Annotated in this window: 16 protein-coding genes; 10 read left to right on the top strand and 6 right to left on the bottom strand. The window is 62.1% G+C overall.

Annotation, left to right across the window (positions count from 1 at the left end; translation table 11 throughout):
- Nucleotides 1-25: 25 nt before the first annotated feature.
- The gene (locus ACR9ZQ_RS13345; protein ID WP_481428026.1) at nucleotides 26-1264 is read right to left on the bottom strand and encodes an alpha-D-ribose 1-methylphosphonate 5-triphosphate diphosphatase; all 1239 of its coding nucleotides are present in this window, start codon (nucleotides 1262-1264) and stop codon (nucleotides 26-28) included.
- Nucleotides 1265-1581: 317 nt separating this feature from the next.
- Here ACR9ZQ_RS13345 and ACR9ZQ_RS13340 point away from each other — a divergent pair, with 317 nt between their 5' ends.
- From ACR9ZQ_RS13340 to ACR9ZQ_RS13330, 3 genes are all read left to right on the top strand, one after another.
- Nucleotides 1582-1827 (top strand): hypothetical protein, encoded by a 246-nt coding sequence (locus ACR9ZQ_RS13340; protein ID WP_481428025.1) that lies wholly within the window; start codon nucleotides 1582-1584, stop codon nucleotides 1825-1827.
- A complete protein-coding gene (locus tag ACR9ZQ_RS13335; protein ID WP_481429311.1) occupies nucleotides 1740-4400 on the top strand; it encodes a LuxR C-terminal-related transcriptional regulator in 2661 nt (886 codons plus the stop codon). The genes ACR9ZQ_RS13340 and ACR9ZQ_RS13335 overlap by 88 nt, the downstream gene beginning before the upstream one ends.
- Before the next feature lie 147 nt (nucleotides 4401-4547).
- Nucleotides 4548-5543 (top strand): alpha/beta hydrolase, encoded by a 996-nt coding sequence (locus ACR9ZQ_RS13330; protein WP_481428024.1) that lies wholly within the window; start codon nucleotides 4548-4550, stop codon nucleotides 5541-5543.
- A 107-nt stretch (nucleotides 5544-5650) separates the two neighbouring features.
- On the opposite strand, the gene ACR9ZQ_RS13325 is transcribed toward ACR9ZQ_RS13330, so the two are convergent.
- The 3 genes from ACR9ZQ_RS13325 to ACR9ZQ_RS13315 form a co-directional block, all read right to left on the bottom strand.
- Complete coding sequence (locus tag ACR9ZQ_RS13325; RefSeq protein ID WP_113325236.1) at nucleotides 5651-6220, bottom strand: GNAT family N-acetyltransferase; 570 nt, start codon at nucleotides 6218-6220, stop codon at nucleotides 5651-5653.
- Nucleotides 6221-6299: 79 nt separating this feature from the next.
- Nucleotides 6300-6950: a pyridoxamine 5'-phosphate oxidase family protein gene (locus ACR9ZQ_RS13320; protein ID WP_481428023.1), complete on the bottom strand. Its 651-nt coding sequence runs from the start codon at nucleotides 6948-6950 to the stop codon at nucleotides 6300-6302.
- 221 nt (nucleotides 6951-7171) lie between these two features.
- Nucleotides 7172-7369 carry a hypothetical protein gene (locus tag ACR9ZQ_RS13315; RefSeq protein WP_481428022.1) on the bottom strand — a complete coding sequence of 66 codons (198 nt, stop codon included), beginning with the start codon at nucleotides 7367-7369 and terminating at the stop codon, nucleotides 7172-7174.
- A gap of 194 nt (nucleotides 7370-7563) precedes the next feature.
- On the opposite strand from ACR9ZQ_RS13315, the gene ACR9ZQ_RS13310 reads away from it, so the two are divergent.
- Nucleotides 7564-8034: a hypothetical protein gene (locus ACR9ZQ_RS13310; protein WP_037071742.1), complete on the top strand. Its 471-nt coding sequence runs from the start codon at nucleotides 7564-7566 to the stop codon at nucleotides 8032-8034.
- Between the two features lie 72 nt (nucleotides 8035-8106).
- On the opposite strand, the gene ACR9ZQ_RS13305 is transcribed toward ACR9ZQ_RS13310, so the two are convergent.
- Nucleotides 8107-8994 (bottom strand): LysR family transcriptional regulator, encoded by an 888-nt coding sequence (locus tag ACR9ZQ_RS13305; protein ID WP_310388489.1) that lies wholly within the window; start codon nucleotides 8992-8994, stop codon nucleotides 8107-8109.
- A gap of 115 nt (nucleotides 8995-9109) precedes the next feature.
- On the opposite strand from ACR9ZQ_RS13305, the gene ACR9ZQ_RS13300 reads away from it, so the two are divergent.
- The 4 genes from ACR9ZQ_RS13300 to ACR9ZQ_RS13285 all read left to right on the top strand — a co-directional run bounded on the left by ACR9ZQ_RS13300 (nucleotide 9110) and on the right by ACR9ZQ_RS13285 (nucleotide 15714).
- A complete protein-coding gene (locus ACR9ZQ_RS13300) occupies nucleotides 9110-9466 on the top strand; it encodes an antibiotic biosynthesis monooxygenase (RefSeq protein ID WP_310388491.1) in 357 nt (118 codons plus the stop codon).
- 378 nt (nucleotides 9467-9844) lie between these two features.
- Nucleotides 9845-12328 (top strand): autotransporter family protein, encoded by a 2484-nt coding sequence (locus ACR9ZQ_RS13295; RefSeq protein ID WP_481429310.1) that lies wholly within the window; start codon nucleotides 9845-9847, stop codon nucleotides 12326-12328.
- 19 nt (nucleotides 12329-12347) lie between these two features.
- Nucleotides 12348-12629, top strand: a complete 282-nt coding sequence (locus tag ACR9ZQ_RS13290; RefSeq protein WP_481428021.1) for a hypothetical protein — start codon at nucleotides 12348-12350, stop codon at nucleotides 12627-12629.
- A 475-nt stretch (nucleotides 12630-13104) separates the two neighbouring features.
- Entirely contained in the window at nucleotides 13105-15714 is a 2610-nt protein-coding gene (locus ACR9ZQ_RS13285; protein ID WP_481428020.1) for an autotransporter family protein, read from the top strand.
- Between the two features lie 249 nt (nucleotides 15715-15963).
- Here the strand turns inward: ACR9ZQ_RS13285 and pdxR are convergent, their stop codons facing one another.
- Nucleotides 15964-17466: a MocR-like pyridoxine biosynthesis transcription factor PdxR gene (gene pdxR / locus ACR9ZQ_RS13280; RefSeq protein WP_481428019.1), complete on the bottom strand. Its 1503-nt coding sequence runs from the start codon at nucleotides 17464-17466 to the stop codon at nucleotides 15964-15966.
- Nucleotides 17467-17599: 133 nt separating this feature from the next.
- Here pdxR and ACR9ZQ_RS13275 point away from each other — a divergent pair, with 133 nt between their 5' ends.
- Nucleotides 17600-18220: a C39 family peptidase gene (locus tag ACR9ZQ_RS13275; protein WP_481428018.1), complete on the top strand. Its 621-nt coding sequence runs from the start codon at nucleotides 17600-17602 to the stop codon at nucleotides 18218-18220.
- Between the two features lie 26 nt (nucleotides 18221-18246).
- Entirely contained in the window at nucleotides 18247-19314 is a 1068-nt protein-coding gene (locus ACR9ZQ_RS13270; protein WP_481428017.1) for a D-alanine--D-alanine ligase family protein, read from the top strand.
- Nucleotides 19315-19320 lie beyond the last annotated feature (6 nt).

The following is a 19320-nucleotide window of genomic DNA, read 5'->3' as shown; positions in this document are numbered from 1 at the left end:
TCATCGATGACCGATATCGCCGCGGTCAGGCGATCGCCAGTTCGCCCGCAGGCGCTGCGCGATAGGCTTCCCGGCCGCCGACCCAGGTGCGGCGAACGGCGGGAGCAGCACCATCAGGCCAATCGACCAGCACGAGATCCGCCCGCTTGCCGACTTCGATGACACCACGATCGGCAAGACCGGAGGCGCGGGCCGGATTGCCCGAGACGAGCGGCCAGAGCGCATGGAGCGGCGCCACGCCATCGGCCTTGAGCCTTGCAAGGCCGAGCAGCATCGCCGGGTAGTAATAGTCCGAGGCGAGAATATCGCAGAGCCCTTCGCGGATCATGTCGGCCGCACCGATCGACGCGAGATGGCTGCCGCCGCGCGTCGCGTTCGGTGCGCCGAAGACGATGAAGTCGCCGGCATCGCGGGCGGCCCGCGCCACCCGCCGGTTCATCGGGAATTCGCAGATCCTGGCACCGCGGAGACGGAAGAAGTCGCGCGTTTCGATCTGGCTGTCGTCATGCGACAGCATCGGTGCGCCCGAGGCCTGGCCGAGCGCTGCCACTTCCTCGATTGCATCTGGCACCTGCGGACGGCGCGCCCACATGTTGCGCACGAGTGCCACCATGTCCGCCACCGGGATTTTCGCCCGCTTGGCGCGCTCCCCCATCTTCTCGGCGAAGGCAGGCGTTTCGGGATCGACTGTCGGGAAGGCCGGATCGAGGTCGAACGGCCGTTCCTGCAGCGGCGTCGAAGGATGCAGCATCGCCATCGAGGTGTGGTCGTTGAAGGCAATCGACGGCAGGCGCGGACCGGCAAGCGCCTCGCGAATGAGGTCGATCGCCTCGAAGCAGAAGGTCTCCCAGCGCAGCTGCACGCGATTGTCCACCGTCAGCCGGGGCGTGAGCGCGTCGAGCGCACGCACGATGGCATAACCGGTTTCGACCGAACGCAGCCCAGGCTCCCAGCTCAGCGTCAGCGCATGATAGGCCGTGGCGATGCCGTTGGCGGCAAGCTGGCGGTCGGTTTCGAGCAGCGCGGCCGCGACCGGCAGCATCGTGCCGGGCCGCGGCATGACTTGCCGCTCGAAGGCATCGCCATGAATGTCCACGAAAGCCGGGCCGAGCAGATGGCCTCGTCCATCGATAGGATCCGCCCCGTCGCGCGCACCGTCGATATCAGTGATCCGGCCGTCTTCGACACGCACGGAGGCGGTCTCCAGACGGTCGCCAAAAACCACGGTTGCACCCTCGATAATCACTGCCGGATTGTTTTGCATGGGTCTCATTCCGAAAAAAAGAGGCGCAGCAGCTGAGTCCCTCGACAGGCTGCGCGCAGGCCGCCGCTTCTAACCAGCGGATATGACAAATTTGCGAACGTCGCTGTGCGTTGGCACTATTTGATCGCATGCGGCAGCGCTCCCTCCTCCTCGCCTCAATCCGGGCTCTTCTTGCCCGGGTGGAAGCTGCTTTACGGATATGTCTGCGAATGGCACGCTCAATGACAAGGCGACGCGTCGGCAGTTGCTGAACCATAGTCCGGGATTCGATTCGTTTGCATTCCTCCGCGCGGATCAGAGCAAGCAGCGTTAAATTAATGGCCAAGCAGTCGGAAAAGATCGGGTCGTCACGGCGCAGGCAAAGCAAGGGCGCGCCCGCCCGGTCTACACACGTCTCCGGGCCCGAATTCCTGAAGGGCCGGGATCGCGACATTGCCCTGATCGACCAGATGATCGCGCGGATCGATCAGGGCGGATCGACGCTCGTGATCAGCGGGAGCCCGGGATTGGAAAATCCGCCCTCCTCGAACGGGCCAGGCATCAGGCCCGCGAACGCGATCTGACGGTCTTGAGCATGACCGGCGTTCTGGCCGAGGTTCATCTGCCCTTCGCAGCGCTCGAGCAGGCGCTCCGCCCGCTGATGAAGGAGGCCGTCAACCTGGTTCCCCGTCAGCGATCTGCCTTGTTCTCCGCTTTCGGCATGCATGATGACATGGGCGCACCCGACATCTTTCTGGTGGCGCTCGCCGCACTGTCCCTTCTGACGGAAAGTGCTGCGCGCAGGCCCATCCTGCTCATCGCCGACGACGTCCAGTGGCTGGACGAGGCGACCTATGAGGTGCTGGCCTTCATCTCACGCAGGCTGAGTTCGGATCCTATCGTCCTGTTCGTGGCCATGCGCGATGGCTTCGACCGCCTGTTCGACGATCCCTCCCATCTGCGGCTTCGGCTTTCGGGGCTCGGCGAAGCCGATGCCGAGCACCTGCTGGACGCCCATGCGCCTGATCTTTCGGCCGACCTGCGCAGCCGCTTCCTCCAGGAGGCCGCGGGCAATCCCCTCGCCCTCCTGGAACTGCCGCGCGACAGGCGAGCGGCTGATATCAAGGATACGACATGGCTTCCACTGACGGAACGCCTGGAACGCGCCTTCTCGTCCCGGCTGACCGATCTTCCCGCTGCAACCCGGATGCTGCTGTTCGTGGCGGCGGAAAACGACGGGACATCGCTCCACGAAATCCTGCGCGCGGGCAAAGCCGTGTTGGGCGAAGAAGTGGATGTCAGTACTCTGACGCCCGCCATTGCCGCCAGGCTGATCGGCCTTGACGAAACGGAGGTGCGGTTCCGGCATCCGCTGGTGCGTTCGGCGATGCACCAGGCGGCAGATCTGGCGACGCGGCACCGGATCCATGCCGCCCTTGCCGAGATCGTCCATGAAGAGCTGGACCGGCATTTATGGCATCGTGCGGCGGCAACGATCGGACCGGATGACGAACTGGCGGGCGAATATGATGTCATGGCGGGCCGGGCCCTGCGCAAAGGCGCCGTCGCCATGGCAATCGAGGTTCTCGAAAAAGCGGCGGCGCTGAGCAGCACGCCGCGAGCCAGGAGCGACCGTTTCCTGCGTGCCGCCGAGCTTGCCGCCGATCTCGGCCAGCCGGACTTGCTGGAGCGACTGCTGCGCCAGGCCAATGTCAGCGAGCCTGATCCTGTCGCATCGGCGCGGATCGGCTGGTGCCGCGAGATGGGTCAGCCTCCGATGGTCAACGACCCCGCGAAAATCCCCAGTCTGGTTGGCCTCGCCGCTGAGGCCCATGCTGCTGGCGCCACGGATCTGGCAAGCAACCTGCTCTGGCGCGCCGCGCAACGCTGCTGGTGGAGCAATGCGGATGGGGATCTTCGCAAAACCATCCTGATGGCGGCAAACAGGCTCGAATTGCCCGACACTGATCCACGCCTGATCGCGATATCCGCTTACGTCGAGCCGCTTCATCTCGGGAGCGAGATATCAGGCAAGCTCCAGCAGCTTGCCGGCACGAGCGGCGGCAATCCGGTCGCGGCGCGCATTCTCGGCAGTACGGCCAATGTCATCGGCGCCTTCGACCTTGGCGTCGGTTTACTCACCTATTCGGCTGCCGCCCTGCGCGATCAGGGGCGCCTCAGCGACCTCGCGCGCGTGCTTTTTGCTCAAGCCTGGGCGGAAATGGAAGTCGGCGACTGGACGGGCGCGATGCGGGAGGCCGAGGAATCCGTTCGCTTCGCCGAAGAAACGGGAGGAACGCTCTGGATTGCCGCGGCCACGATCGTCAAGGCGAGGCTTGCGGGCATGATGGGCAATCTGGACCAGTCACAGGCCTATGCGGCCCAGGCAGAACGCCTGGTCGTCTCGGTCGGCGCGAGTTTCCTGCTGGCAATGCTGCAGATTGCACGCGGCACGGCCGCCATCGGCGCAGGCCGGCATTGGGAGGCCTATGAACATCTGCGGCGTCTTTTTATCCCCGCCGACCCGGCTTTCAATTCCGGTCTGCAATTCTTCGGTCTTGCTGATTTCGTGGAGGCCGCAGTGTTCTCCGGACATGCCGAAACGGCCGAGGAGGTGATCGAGGAGATGCAGCGTGTCGCCGGTCCGTCGCCAGTGCCGTGGGTCGAAACGATGCTGTCCTATGGCAAGGCACTGCTCGCAACACCTGCGGAGGCCGAGCAATTCTATCTGCAGGGTCTCGGGCCCTGCGCAAGCAAATGGCCTTTCCTGAGAGGACGGCTTCTGCTGGCTTATGGCATATGGCTGCGCCGCCAGCGTCGGTCCGCCGATGCGAGAGCGCCGCTACGCGAGGCCCGTGACATCTTCGATGCGCTGAGCGCCCTGCCCTGGAGCGAGCGTGCGCGCGAGGAACTGCGCGCTTCGGGAGAAGCAAGCCGCAAGCGAACCGAATATGTCTGGGAGACGCTGACCCCACAGGAGCTTCATATCGCCCAGCTTGCCGCCGAGGGTCTGTCGAACAAGGAAATCGGCGCCAGGCTCTATCTGTCGCACCGGACGGTCGGCTACCACCTTCATCGCATCTTTGCGAAGACCGGCGTCACGTCGCGCTCGGGGCTGCGTCCCATTCTGACGGACGCCATCACGCCTGAAAGCTGACCACCGACCTGTCACCGGACCGGTCATTTGACAGAAGCGGAAGCTTCCGGCCGGGGGCTACCAATGCGGCTGCGTGCAACCTTCCCGGAGAGAAAGACCGTGAAATTCTTGCCCCTACTCGCAACCCTCAGCCTCGGAGTAACTCTCATGATTCAGCCCGCTCAAGCGGCGCCCGACGCCGCGACCGACCCGCGGATCGACCCCCAGGTCCGCGCCTTCCTTGCCGAGATCAACAAGGATCCGAGCCCGTTCTGGAAACTGCCGCAGCCCAAGCCCCAGGACATCCTGACCGGGCTTCAGAACATGACGCCGGTCGACATGTCAGGCGTGACCACGACCGAGCAGACCATCACCCAGGATGGTCTGAGCGTGAAGATCTACATCATGAAGCCCGAGCATATCACCGGCAAACCCGGCGTGCTGCTCTTCATTCATGGCGGCGTCTGGATCGTCGGCAATTTTGAAAACCACCAGCGCCTGCTGCGTGATCTCGTGGTCGGCTCCGGCCAGGTCGGCGTCTTCGTCGAATATACGTCCCTGCCGGAAGCACGCTTTCCCACCCAGCTCGATCAGTCCTATGCCGTGCTGAAATGGGTGGCGGCTCACGCCGGTGAATTCGGCGCGGATGGCAGCAGGATCGCGGTTGCCGGCAATTCGGTCGGCGGCAACATGACCGCGGCCCTGACGCTGATGGCCAAGGACCGCAACGGCCCGAAGATCAGCTTCCAGGCCCTTCTCATCCCCGCGGCCGATGCCAGCGTCGATACGGGCTCCTATCACGAATATGGAGAGCAGCGCTTCCTGGCGCGCGCATTCATGAAATACGGCTGGGATCTCTACGCGCCCGACGCCAAGACCCGCGACAACCCCTATGTATCGCCGCTGCGCGCCAGCATCGACCAGCTCAAGGGCCTGCCGCCGGCACTCGTCATCACTGCCGAGAACGACCCGCTGCGCGACGAGGGCGAGGCCTATGCCCGCAAACTGAAGGAAGCCGGCGTGACCGTGGCTGCGGCCCGCTACAACGGCACGATCCATGACTTCGTGCTGTTGAACGCGATCCGCAATGTGCCTTCCACGGAAGCCGCGATCGAACAGATCAGCGACAATCTGCGCCGCTATCTCGAACCCGCAACGCATTGATCGATGCGGCGACGCGGCGGCCATCAGCGCGCCGCGTCGCTGGCTTGCATCGATCCTTGCCCGTCCCAGGTGACGGTCCCGGTAGTTCGAATAAAAACGGAAAGGCTCTAAACCAAGGGAACCTTAAAAAACAGCTTCTGCTGCTCGGGCCTGTCTGAGGGATGGGGCGCGCGTCGCACCAGCTGACCGCCAACTCGCTCTATGACGGCGCGGGAAATGACGTTCTCTTCATTGCAGAGAATATCGAGCTCACTCAGCCCCCGGGATTTTGCGAACTGGAGCAGAGCATCAAGCGCGGCTGTGGCGTAGCCCCGGCCCTGTTTCCAGGGCACCACCGAGTATCCGACATGTCCCGGAATACCATCGGGAACTGTCCAGGTGACGGGCAGATAGCGCAGGTCGATCCTGCCGCAGAACTCCCCATCCCAAATCCAGAACGTGTGATTGGTGAGTGCCATGGCCGTATCGCCAATCTGCTGTCCGGCCGAAGCATGTCGCCCCATCAGCTTGTCGAGATATGCCGCAGGATCATTGCGAAGGTCCTGAAGTTCGGCTTCGATGAAGCCAGTATCTCCAATGCGCCGCGGGTCGGGCGACCAGCCCTTCGCCAGCGCCGCTTCATACCCCGAGAGCTTCTCAAGGTCCGGCATGACCAGGATTGGGCGTCCGTCCAACATCCAAATTCCAACCAACTCGAATAGACCGGCCAGATCGCAGCCGCGGTTCAGCCGATACCACCCGTCCAGTCAGGAGCCGTCAATAGAGCGACTTCCTGTAGGCGTCTTCGAGTTCGTCATCTATCTTGCGCATTTCGATATCATCGGTCGGAGCGCCCGTTGTCTGATCCAGGATGATCTTTGAAAGCGAGGGCATCTCGCTACGATCCTGAAAGTGCTCCGGGTCCCACAAATGAGAGCGCCTGAATGCCTTGGCGCAGTGCAGGAAGACCTCACCCACCTTGACCAGTATCGCGAGCTTGGGCACGCGTTCGCCGACGCCCATATCCCCAAGAATATCAGGGTCGGTCACCAGCCTGGCCTCGCCATTCACGCGAAGCGTGTCGTCAAATCCCGGAATGATGAAGAGCAGTCCAACGCTCGGATTGCTGAGAATATTGGCCAGCGTATCGAGGCGATTGTTGCCCGGCCTGTCCGGGATCGCCAGCGTCTGCGGATCGAGGATTTTCACGAAGCCGACCGGGTCGCCGCGAGGGCTGACATCGGCTTTGCCATTCCGGTTCTGGGTGCCGATGCACAGGAATGGCGATCGCCTGATGAACTCCTGGGCGTGCTTGTCAAGCGCGCCCATGCATTTCTGAGCTGCCAGAGCATGCGTCGGTTGAAACAGTTCTCGAAGAGCCTGTTCATCCCTCACGACAAATTTTGGATCGACACTGAACTCCTTCATTCCATTTTCCTCCCGCAGCCCCTGTCGGACGGATCGCGTCCGAGGTAATGATGTACGTACCTCAGATTTGAGGCGTTCGTCAAGCCGCGGTATCCTGGGGAGCGAAGTGGGTTCGTGAATGCAGGTATCTGCCCTGCTCTCAGTCCCCTCTCTCGACCATCAAACTGGTGATATCAACTTGATGGTCGGGAAATACGAGCGGTACCGGCCAACATCGCGCGTCAGGACCGGCAGCCCGCAGCGCTAACGGCAAACGTCATGATTTCTCCCGCATCGTGACATTGTTCGGTGTGCCCCACCAGTGCAGGCAGATCAAAGACCTCGTAACGAAAGGAATGAAGTGCCAGCTTGCCGTCCGCTCCCGGCTTGCCGGGTACGGCATATTGCTCGGCCTCTATGCTCGGCTTGCCTCGGGTCATTGCGGGCTCCTTCGTCTGCCCGAGGGAAAGTAAGTGCGCTCTTCCTGCGCAGCAAGCAAAAGCAGCCTTCTGCGGCAGTCGAGTGACGGGAGCGTCATAGCGGTCGCCGCCAAGTTCCCTATTCTGCGAAGTTGCAAAGTCAGGAAAACAGGTCTCGTTTCAACCGGAAATTTACGACAAAAGGAATGAAAAGAATGCCGATCGTTCTTGTTCGCGTTTTCTGGAATATCTTCTGGCGCTCGATCGTTGTTCTGGCGCTGAATGCCGGCATCACCTACGGAATATACGCATCGGCATATTCCCTGTTTGTACAAACTGAATTTTCCGTCAAGTTTCGGCTGTCGCTATCGCTCCTGCCGGCTGCCATCATATTTGCAGCCTTGGCTGCGCAATCCAGCCTCGTTCAAAACCTCTTGTTCGAGCGCCGATCGTTGCTGTCATCGTCGCAATGGCGACAGACCTATCTCGGATTATCCCTGTGCTCGTTCGTCAGTGTGATAATCATCGGCACGACAGCGCCGTTCCTGGACACGGCGGCCTGGTTATCTCTCCGGTCATTGCTGCCATTGGCGTTGTTCTCGATCTTTTGGGTTGGAGCGGCCATCTGGCATGCGCAATCCGTACATAGCCGTCGCATGTCGCAGAGCATGGGCAGACAGTCCTGAGGTTCGGCGGCAACTGCTCCTGCAAGAGCTGCATAGCAGCCTGCCGAATGGATCAAAGCGCCCATGAACACCTCATGCGCTGAACAGGTTGGCGGCCATATAGTCGACGAAGGCCCTGACCTTGGGTGACAGATACCGGCTGCTCGGCCAGAGAACCCTGAAGGTTCCCGTATCGTCAAGATGATCGTCCAGCAGCCGGACGAGCTTGCCTTCGGCGATCTCCGACGCCACGGCGAAGGGCGGAAGGCATGTGATGCCGAATGAGCGTTCGGCAAGATAGATCAGCGGCTCCAGCGTGCTCGCCACCGTGGTCACCGGCAGATCGAGCTTGAGCGCAATGCCGTCGCGCACCAGCGGCCAGGGTTCCAGCCTGCCGGAATTGGCGAAGCGATGGTGCAGGCACCGGTGATCGAGCAGATCCTCAGGCACATCAGGACGACTGTAGGTCGCGAGATATTCGGGCGAGGCCACGATCACGTGCCGGAATGTGCCGAGCTTGCGGCTCATCAGTCGCGTATCCCTGACCTCTCCGGTCCGGATAACCGCGTCGAATCCCTCCTCGATGACATCGACGAGGCGGTCGGTGAAATCGAGATCGAGATTGATCTCCGGATAGGCTGCCATGAAGGACGATATGGTCGGCATGAGAAGCATGCCGGCGAGCGGCAGGCTGACACGCAGCTGGCCCCGCGGCACAGAATGCGATCTCGAAAGCCTCGCCCGTGCCTCTTCATATTCGGCCTGAATGCGCCTGCATGTTTCGAGGAAGAAGCTGCCCTCCTCCGTCAGGGCCATGCTGCGGGTCGAGCGGTTGAACAGGCGCACGCCGAGCTCTTCCTCCAGCCGCGCGATCGCCTTGCCGACCGCCGAGCCCGAGATGCCCAAGCGATGGCCGGCAGCCACGAAACTCCCGGCCTCCGCGACTTGAACGAAAATGCCTGATGTGCCGAGCCTGTCCATTGCGGAAAAAATATCCGATCTGTTGAGAATACCGGCCCATTTCTCCGATATTTGCCGTCCGATATCCAGACCTTGCCGCGGCCATTTCGTCCGTGCGCTTCAAATGGAGATCTTCATGAACACCAAAGCGATCGCCGCCTTTGCAGACGCTCCCGTTCCCACGACCTTTATCGTCAACGTCATTCATGCCCATCCCGGAAAGCAGGAGGAAGCCTTCGAGATCATCCAGGACGTGGTGCATTACGTCGCCGAGCGGAAGGAAGGTTTTCTCTGGAGCAGCCTGGCGAAGAGCAGCGATGGCCTGACGGTCGTCAACATCGAGGCGATCCAGGAAGCCGGCAATGTCGGCGAGTTCTTCTCCGACCCTGATTTCGCCGAAAAGTTCAAGCGGCTGGACACGGTTTCCAGCAGCGAATTCCACACCTATACGGTCGCGGACCTTGTGCTCCCGAAGCGCGAAACGGCCGGGTGAGCATGATGACCGGGTCCATTTCCGGATGGAATGCGCCCGGCCGACAGAAATCCGGCGGAGGGACCCTCCCTTTGCCGGCGCTGACCACGCTCGCGCCCTCCGGTTTGTCAAAATCCTGACCGAATCGCCTCCGGGGAACCGCAGAGCCTGCTTGCCCGTTTTGCGACGGCGACAGCCGGAAGTTACCAAAACCCTAACATATTGATTTATAAAACTGTCGCATTTGAAACTCCTGTTGCCGCCCGGCAACAACCCGTCGCTTTTGGAACATCACGCCCTGCTTTATGATCGGCTGATCGCTTGCGGGACAGGCCGAACCCGCGCAGACACATCCTGTAAGCGTATGCATATATTAGAAACAACTTATCGGTGACAGACATGGGCGGCGGCGCTGCGGGCATAGCAACTATCGGAAAACGAACCCTCCTTGCCGGCGTTAGCGCCACGGCCTTGGCTATTGCCTGCTGTCTGCCGACTGTCGTGGCGGCGGGGGAATACACCGCCGGCACCCAGGGGCAATTGGACGGCGCCATCCGCGCCGCGAATCTCGATGGTGATGCCAGTGCAACCATCAGGTTGACGGGCAGCTTCTTCGTGAACTCAACCAGCCTGGCTAGTTCCACCAAGCCTATCACGATCGATACGCAGGGGTTTACCGTTTCCGGCTTGAATGGTTCCGGCGCAACCGCTGGCACCACGGTGGCCCTGCAGGGGAACAGCGGTGGGACCTATATATTGATGGGGACTTTCAAAGGCGGCGACGCGGCTGCGGGAAGCGGGGGGTCGGTGCGCCTAGCTTTTGGGGCATCGGTCATCAACAATGGCGCTATCCTGGGAGGAGGCAGCGTGAGTGGCCCCGGGGGGGCCGGTCTCGAGTTCGGAGGACCCGGCGCCGCGCCTGTTTTGGTCAACAACGGAACGATCCGCGGCGGAAGCGGAGCTGCCGGTGGCCCCGGGATTCGCTACCGCGCGGGCACCATTACCAACACAGGTACAATCGAGGGCGGAACGGGCGCGGCCGCCATCCTCGGCAACGCAGCTAACACAAATCTCTCCATCATCAACAGCGGCACAATCCGGGCCGGCGCGGGCCAGCCGAATGCGATCACGCATTCAGTTGCGGCGACGACGGGCACACTCACCCTTGAGCTGCGGGCCGGGTCGGTGATCGAAGGTAACGTCGTTGCCGGTATCACGCCCACCACTGACACGCTGCGTCTCGGCGGCACCGGCAGCGACAGCTTCGACGTCTCCGCGATCGGCGCCGCCGCGCAATACCAGAACTTCGACATCTTCGAGAAGACCGGCACCGGCACCTGGCTGCTCACTGGTGTCGGCACCACCGCGACGGACTGGACGATCTATGACGGAACACTGCTGATCGGCGACCACAGCGCCGCTTCGAGCATCATCGGCGATATCACCAACTTCGGCACGCTGGGCGGCAGCGGTACCATCTTTGGTGACGTCACGAACTCGGGCACGGTCTCCCCCGGCAATTCGATCGGCACGCTGACGATATCGGGCAACTATATCGGCAATGGCGGCACGCTTCTTATCGAAAGCGTGCTCGGCGGCGATGCCTCGCCGACCGACCGCCTTGTCGTCACGGGCAACACGTCGGGCACCACCAACGTCAAGGTCACCAATCTCGGCGGCGGCGGGGCGCAAACCGTCGAGGGCATCAAGATCGTCGATGTCGGCGGCAGCTCGGCCGGAAATTTTTCGCTGCTCGGCGACTATGTTTTTCAGGGAGATCAGGCCGTGGTCGGCGGTGCATACGCCTATCGGCTCTACCAGAACGGCATCGCAACCCCGGCCGATGGCGACTGGTATCTTCGCTCGGCACTGGTCAATCCGGCCGCATCAGGCGCATCCGCAGCCCCACTCTATCAGCCCGGCGTTCCGCTTTACGAAGCCTATCCGCAACTCCTGCTCGCTCTCAACGGACTTTCCACGCTGCAGCAGCGCATCGGCGACCGCACCTGGCCGGACGAAGGCAAAGCGACGCCGACGAGCGGTCCTGACAATATCTGGCTTCGCACCGAGGGGACCCATGCCGGCCTCCAGCCGGACACAAGCACGAGCGGCACCACCTATGACTACGATCTGTTCAAGCTGGAGGGAGGTCTCGATGGCGAGCTCTACCAGGACCAGGCCGGCCGGCTGATCGGCGGCCTGACCGTCCATTACGGCACGGTTTCCGGCGATATTGGCTCGGTCTACGGCGATGGCGATATCGACACGAGAGGCTATGGGGTGGGCGCGACGCTCACCTGGTATGGCGAAAACGATTTCTACGTCGACGCCCAGAGCCAGCTCACCTGGTATGACAGCGACCTGAAATCCGATCTCGTCGATGGCGCCATGGAGAACGGCAACAATGGCTTCGGCTATGCGCTGAGCCTCGAAGCCGGCAGGCGCTTCGCAACCTCCGGGTCCTGGTCGATCACGCCCCAGGCGCAACTCGTCTATTCCTCCGTCGACTTCGACAGTTTCGACGACCGGTTCGGCGCACGGGTTTCGCTTGATGACGGCGACAGTCTGGTCGGACGGCTCGGGATGGCACTCGACCGCGAGGAGAGCTGGCAGCGTGCCGATGGCCAGACGGCGCGCGCGAAAATCTACGGCATTGCCAATCTCTACGGCGAGGTCCTGGATGGCACGGCAGTCGATGTCTCCGGCACTGGTTTCGAAACGAAGAACGATCCGGTCTGGGCAGGCCTGACGCTTGGCGGCTCTTACAATTGGAACGACGAGCGCTATTCGCTCTATGGCGAAGTGGCGGCCAGATCCTCGCTTAAGGACTTCGGCGACAGCTACGCCCTCAGCGGGACCGCCGGCTTCCGCGTGAAGTGGTAAAGGCGGGCGGAAGCGTGGAGTGCCGGATGCGACGAGGGCTGAGCGTATCGCCCTCGCGCATATAGTCCAGCGCGGCGGAGAGCTGCGACATCGGGTTCGAGGCGTCCAGAAGCTTCTCGCCGCGTGTGCGCCTGACACATTCGATCTTGAAATGGCGGCTAGCGTCGCATCCGTCGCGATCAACGAACCCGATCCCGCATTCGCCGAAAAGTTCAAGCGGCTGGACACGGTCTCCAGCAGCGAATTCCACACCTATACGGTCGCAGACCTCGTGCTCCCGAAGCGCGAAACGGCCGGGTGAGCCCAGCGCAACCGCGGCATCGTGTGAAGGGTTGGATCGGTAAAGCATTCGCCTGTCATATCAGCCATATCGCGACACCACGCACGCATGGAGCCGCCAACAGCCACCCCTAGATATCAGGAGGGTATGCGGATGAGGGGTAAACACAATGCGCGATTGAGTTATTCTCGCTCAGGTTGACCTTTTGGGCCTTCCTGAGCGAGCTGCTCTTGTTACCGTCCATGCCATCAGGTGATTGCCGGCGGCAATGGATAAGATTTTAACCTATTGATTTCAATGAACTTCACGAATCATCTCTAAGTTACGACCAGCAAACTCTCATTTCCAACCCGCCAGAAATTGTTATTTGTCAAATTTGGCAGGCACGATACGGAAATGCAGAAAAGCAACTTTTCCTTGTGATTGCCTGATTCCGACGCATGGCGAACACACATTTCAAAAGCAGCATTGCATCTATCGATTTATAGGGGCGGGTATGAGCTACGGTGTTATCGGCACGGCTATTTTCAGGAAAGCAAAACTGTTTGCAAGCGTGAGCTATGTGGCGCTGACGATGGCAGCCGCGGTCTATACGCCCGCTTCGGCAGCGATCTACTTCGCCGGCAACGAGACGGAACTGCGCGACGCCATTACAGCGGCGAACACAGATGGCGATAGCAGCGCAATCATCAAACTGACATCGACGTTCCCGCTCAGCGGCGCAGTCCTTCCGACCCCTGCCAAGCCGATTACTATTGACACGCAGGGCTTCAATACCGGCAATCTCCTGTTCAACAATCCCGGCGTCCCGGCACTGACCATCGAAGGGTCACTCCTGGGCGGTACCGGTCAACGCGGCATTGTCATTTCAACCATCACGCCGTCAGTTTTGATCAATAACGGCTCGATCACAGGCGGCCCCGATGGGACGTCCACGACGAGCACCGGCGCGAGTTTGAGCGCCACCACGTTTATCAACAACGGCACCGTCACCGGCGGCTCGAATTCCGGCGCCGGAAGCGGCGGCTTTGGATTTCAAAGCCAGCGTGGAACCAACACCACCAACAATGGCCTCATCCAGGGCGGAAGCAGCGCAACCGGCAATGGCGCAGCAGGTGTCTTTCTGGGTGGCGCTGCCGGGGCTCTCAACATTTTGACAAATAATGGCACCATCCGTGGCGGCAATGGTGTCAACGGCGCCGTTTTCACCGGCGAAGGCGTGCATATGCGCACCAACGGATTTCTCATCAACAACGGCACGATCGAAGGTGGCAGCAATGCCTATGGCGTGACCGTTCAGATGGTAGACGGCACGATCATCAACAGCGGCACCATTCGTGCCGGTGCGGGCATGGCGGATGCCATCGTCACGTCCAATCCGGCCTCCAACATGATCCTGGAGCTTCACGCAGGCTCCAACATCATCGGCAATGTCGTCGGCAATACCACGTTGTCAGATACGCTGCGCCTCGGCGGCACCGGCAGCGACAGTTTCGACATCTCGTCCATCGGCCCCGCCGCGCAATACCGGAACTTCGACACGTTCGAAAAGACCGGCACCAGCACCTGGCTGCTGACCGGCATTGCCACGACGGCGACCGACTGGACGATCTATGACGGCACGCTGCTGATCGGCGACCACACCACGCCGACATCGGTCATTGGCGATATCACCAATCTCGGCACGCTGGGCGGCAGCGGCACGATCATTGGCGACGTCACGAGTTCCGGCACCGTCGCCCCCGGCAATTCCATCGGCACGCTGACGATCACCGGAAACTATATCGGCAATGGCGGCACGCTTGCCATCGAAAGCGTGCTCGCCGGCGATGCCTCGCTGACCGACCGGCTCGTCGTAACAGGCAATACGGCAGGCACCACCAATGTTCGCGTCACCAATCTCGGCGGCGCGGGCGCACAGACCGTCGAAGGCATCAAGATCGTCGATGTTGGCGGCACCTCAGCCGGCGGTTTTTCGCTCATCGGCGACTATGTCTTCCAGGGAGATCAGGCCGCCGTCGGCGGGGCATACGCCTACCGGCTCTATCAGAACGGTATCGCGACCCCTACTGACGGAGACTGGTATCTTCGCTCGACGCTCATCGATCCATCGGGAACGGTGATCGGCCCCGTCTATCAGCCGGGCGTTCCCCTCTATGAAGCCTATCCGCAGTTGCTTCTCGGCCTGAACGGACTGTCGACGCTGCAGCAGCGCATCGGCGACCGCACCTGGCCGGACGAAGGCAAAGCGACGCCGACGAGCGGTCCTGACAATATCTGGCTTCGCACCGAGGGGACCCATGCCGGCCTCCAGCCGGACACAAGCACGAGCGGCACCACCTATGACTACGATCTGTTCAAGCTGGAGGGAGGTCTCGATGGCGAGCTCTACCAGGACCAGGCCGGCCGGCTGATCGGCGGCCTGACCGTCCATTACGGCACGGTTTCCGGCGATATTGGCTCGGTCTACGGCGATGGCGATATCGACACGAGAGGCTATGGGGTGGGCGCGACGCTCACCTGGTATGGCGAAAACGATTTCTACGTCGACGCCCAGAGCCAGCTCACCTGGTATGACAGCGACCTGAAATCCGATCTCGTCGATGGCGCCATGGAGAACGGCAACAATGGCTTCGGCTATGCGCTGAGCCTCGAAGCCGGCAGGCGCTTCGCAACCTCCGGGTCCTGGTCGATCACGCCCCAGGCGCAACTCGTCTATTCCTCCGTCGACTTCGACAGTTTCGACGACCGGTTCGGCGCACGGGTTTCGCTTGATGACGGCGACAGTCTGGTCGGACGGCTCGGGATGGCACTCGACCGCGAGGAGAGCTGGCAGCGTGCCGATGGCCAGACGGCGCGCGCGAAAATCTACGGCATTGCCAATCTCTACGGCGAGGTCCTGGATGGCACGGCAGTCGATGTCTCCGGCACTGGTTTCGAAACGAAGAACGACCCGGTCTGGGCAGGCTTGACCCTTGGCGGCTCGTATATCTGGAACGACGAGCGCTATTCGCTCTATGGCGAAGTCGCGGCAAAATCCTCGCTGAAGGACGTCGGCGATAGCTATGCCGTCAGCGGAACAACCGGTTTCCGCGTGAAGTGGTAAGGGCGGAAGCGGCCAATCTCCATATGGCGTCGGAAGCCTCCGACACCTTATAATTTGTCGACCATCAGGTCTTTACCGCGTCAAAACCCCTCCCCAACCCCTCCCCACAAGGGGGAGGAGCTAACCTGGAGCACCGCTGCCCTCCTCCCGAAACGTTGAAGATGTGGAAAGCGGGTGCGGCAGATTAAGCCCCTCCCCCTTGTGGGGAGGGGTTTGGGGCGGGGTCTTCAGTACCGCAGGAGCTCGAACCTACCCCTTCACAAACGCCCCGCCCCCGAACACCTTGGCAAGCACCCGCGTCCCCATATCCGCCTCCTCCTCGGAAAGCCCCGAAAACCCGAGCAGCAATCGCGACCGATCCGTCGAAACCACATTCATCCGCGACAGCGGCATCACCACCACGCCTTTCTTCAGCGCCGCAGCAGAAACGGCCGTGTCGTCGTCCCAACCGCCGCCCGTGCTGCGAACCGTGAGATTGATCCCCTGATCCGGCAACAGCACCGCCACATGCTCCGCCAACCGCTCCCCCAGAAATCCAGCCAGCATATCGCGTGAGGCCCGCAGCCGCTCCCTCAGTCGCCGCAGATGCGCCGGGAAATAGCCCTCCTCCAGAAAATCGGCGATCACCCGCTGCTGGAAGCTTGGCGGGCAGCGATCGACGGCGGGGCGTACCGCGCGGAAGGCGGGCACGAGATCGGCGGGGACGACGAGGTAGCCGATGCGCAGGCTCGGCAGCAGCGCCTTGCTGAAGGTGCCGGTGTAGAGAACGCGGCCCGCCTTATCGAGGCCGTGCAGCGAGGCGATCGGGTGGCCCTGGTAGCGGAATTCGCTGTCGTAATCATCCTCGATGATCCAGCAGTCGTTCTCCTCTGCATAAGAGAGAAGCCCGAGACGGCGCGAGAGCGACAGAACGGAACCGACCGGATATTGGTTCGAGGGCGTCACATAGAAGGCGGCAGGCGGAGGCAGCGTGCCGTCGAGCAGCCGCGCGATGTCGATGCCATCACGATCGACCGGCAGTCCGACGACATCGATGCCATTCAGCGCCAGGCATTGCCGGGCCGGCGGATAGCACGGATCTTCGACGACGGCCCTATCGCCCGGCGTCATCAGCACGCGGAAGGCAAGGTCGAGTGCCTGCTGCGTTCCCGCTGTGATGAAGATCCGGTCGGGGCTGCAGCGCACGCCGCGCGAGACGGCGAGATGGGCGCTGATCGCCGCCCTGAGCGCCCTCTCCCCCTGGATATCGCCATAGCCTTCGAAAGCATAGTTCATATGCCTGACGGCAATGCGGTTCAGAAGCCGCGCCGTGCGTTCGTCGTGGGCGATGCGGCCGGTGACGAATGGCAGCGCCTTCTGCGGCTCAAGGCTCGGCCCGCGTGTGAGGATCGCTGTCGCTGCGGCCGAGACGCCCCGGCGGATCGCCTGCGCGCTGCCTGCACCTGATGGATCCATGCGCGCCGCACCCTCAGGAATGGACGAGGCGATATAGGTGCCGGAGCCGTGGCGGGCGACCGCAAAACCCTCTGACATCAGGATTTCATAGGCCTCGGCAATGACGCCGCGCGAGATCGTCCATTCCGCCGAGGCGAGCCGCGTCGAGGGCAGCCGCTGCCCGCCCGTCAGCCGGCCTTCGGCGACGGCGTTGCGCAGCGAGAGATAAAGCTGGCGCGGCAAAGGCGCCGATGACGACGGATCGATCGTGGGCCGGAACGAAGCCGATGGCCCTTCGCGTCTTCTCGTCAGCGTCATCAAAGCTCCCCAATGGCTGGTTCAAGTGGCCCACGCGCGACAAGCAAAGTGGATCTTCAAAGATACACTAAACTGCATTTAGATTGAGCCACTTTCAAGCGGATTCGCAATCGCAGTGCCTGACGGAGACGACATGAACCAACTGAGCCTCGACGTGCCCTATTTCAGCCAGTGGGAAACGCCCGAGATGACCTTGCCGGTGCTGGCCGAAGGTGCTGCCGCCCTGCATCGCGATGTCAGGTGGAAGAATTCCGGCGCCGAGACCATTGAGGAATATGCGCGCTGGGCGGTGAATGTCTGCGGCATGGCCTGCCTGAAGATGATCCTGGCCGCCCGCGGCGAGGCGCATCCGATCCTGTCGCTCGCAAGGGCCTGCACCAGCTATGGCGGCTATGTGATCAACGAGGCGGACGCCTCGATCAAGGGGCTGATCTATGCGCCCTTCGTGACCTTCGTGCACGAACGCTTTGGGCTTGCGGCCGATGTGAGGACACAGGTGCAAACGGAAACCATTCCCGAGATCCTCTCGGGACACAGCTTCTTCATCGCCTCTGTCAGCAGCGCCATCCGCTGGCCGGAGCGCGAGCCGCCTGGCAAGGGCGGCCATCTGGTCCTGGTGACGGCGGCCGATGAGGAGAGCGTGCGCTTCCACAATCCCTCCGGCCATGACCGCGCCAGCCAGGCCGATGTCATCCTGCCGCTTCCTACCTTCGACCGCTTCTTTGCCAACAGAGGCATCGCGGTCGGCCTTTAGAGGCTTTTGTTTTCAAGGAGATTTTCATGAGCTCTTCCCAATCCAGGCTGCGCATTGCCGTGCTCTTCGGCGGCCGCTCCAGCGAGCACGACGTATCCATCATGTCGGCGACCAATGTGATGCGCGCCCTCGATCCGGAACGTTATGACGCCCTGCCCGTCTATGTGAGCAAGGACGGGCGCTGGCTGCAAAGCCGCTTTGCCGATGGCGAACTCGACAAGCCCTCCTCCGGCACCGAGCTTTGCCTCGTGCCCGGCGGGCGTGGACGGTTGCTGGCGGTCACGCCCGATGGAAAGGCGGCAGAGGCCGGCAGGATCGACATCGTCTTCCCGGTGTTGCATGGCCTGCATGGGGAAGACGGCGCGGTCCAGGGCCTCTGCCAGGTGGCGCGCGTGCCGCTTGCCGGCTGCGGTATTCTGGGCTCGGCAACGGCGCTCGACAAGGATATCGCCAAGCAGCTGCTGAAGGCCGCCGGCCTGCCCGTTGCCCGTTCGGTGACACTCGATCAGGAAGCGCCGCCCGCGCTTGAGGCGCTCGAAGGCGCGCTCGGCCTGCCGCTCTTCATCAAGCCGGCCCGCCAGGGCTCCTCGGTCGGCGTGCGAAAAGTCTCGGGCAGCCAGGAATTCGCCCCCGCCCTTGCCGAAGCCTTCAGCCACGACCGAAAGCTCATCGCCGAAGAATTCATTGCCGGGCGCGAGATCGAATGCAGCGTGCTGGAAGATACAAAAGGCGGCCTCTTCGTCTCCCGCCCCGGCGAGATCGCGCCCGCCGAAAGCCACGGCTTCTACAGCTACACCGCCAAATATCTCGATGAAAATGGTGCAGCCCTGAAAGTGCCCGCCGAGCTTCCCGCCGATGTCGAAGCCAGGATCCGCGACATGGCCGCCCGCGCCTTCCGCGCACTCGGCTGCGACGGCATGGCCCGCGTCGATTTCTTCGTGATGGAAGACATGCGCTTCGTCGTCAACGAGGTGAACACCATTCCGGGCTTTACCGATATCAGCATGTATTCCAAGGCGATGGCCGCAAGCGGTGTGGCCTATGCGGAGGTCATCGACCGGCTGGTGGAGCATGGGTTGGCAAGGGGCGCTTGAGCTTTC

The organism is Rhizobium sp. KNZ14-9A, from assembly GCF_056755015.1.
Note: the sequence above shows the minus strand (reverse complement) of the source record. Positions and strands in the feature narration are given on the sequence as shown.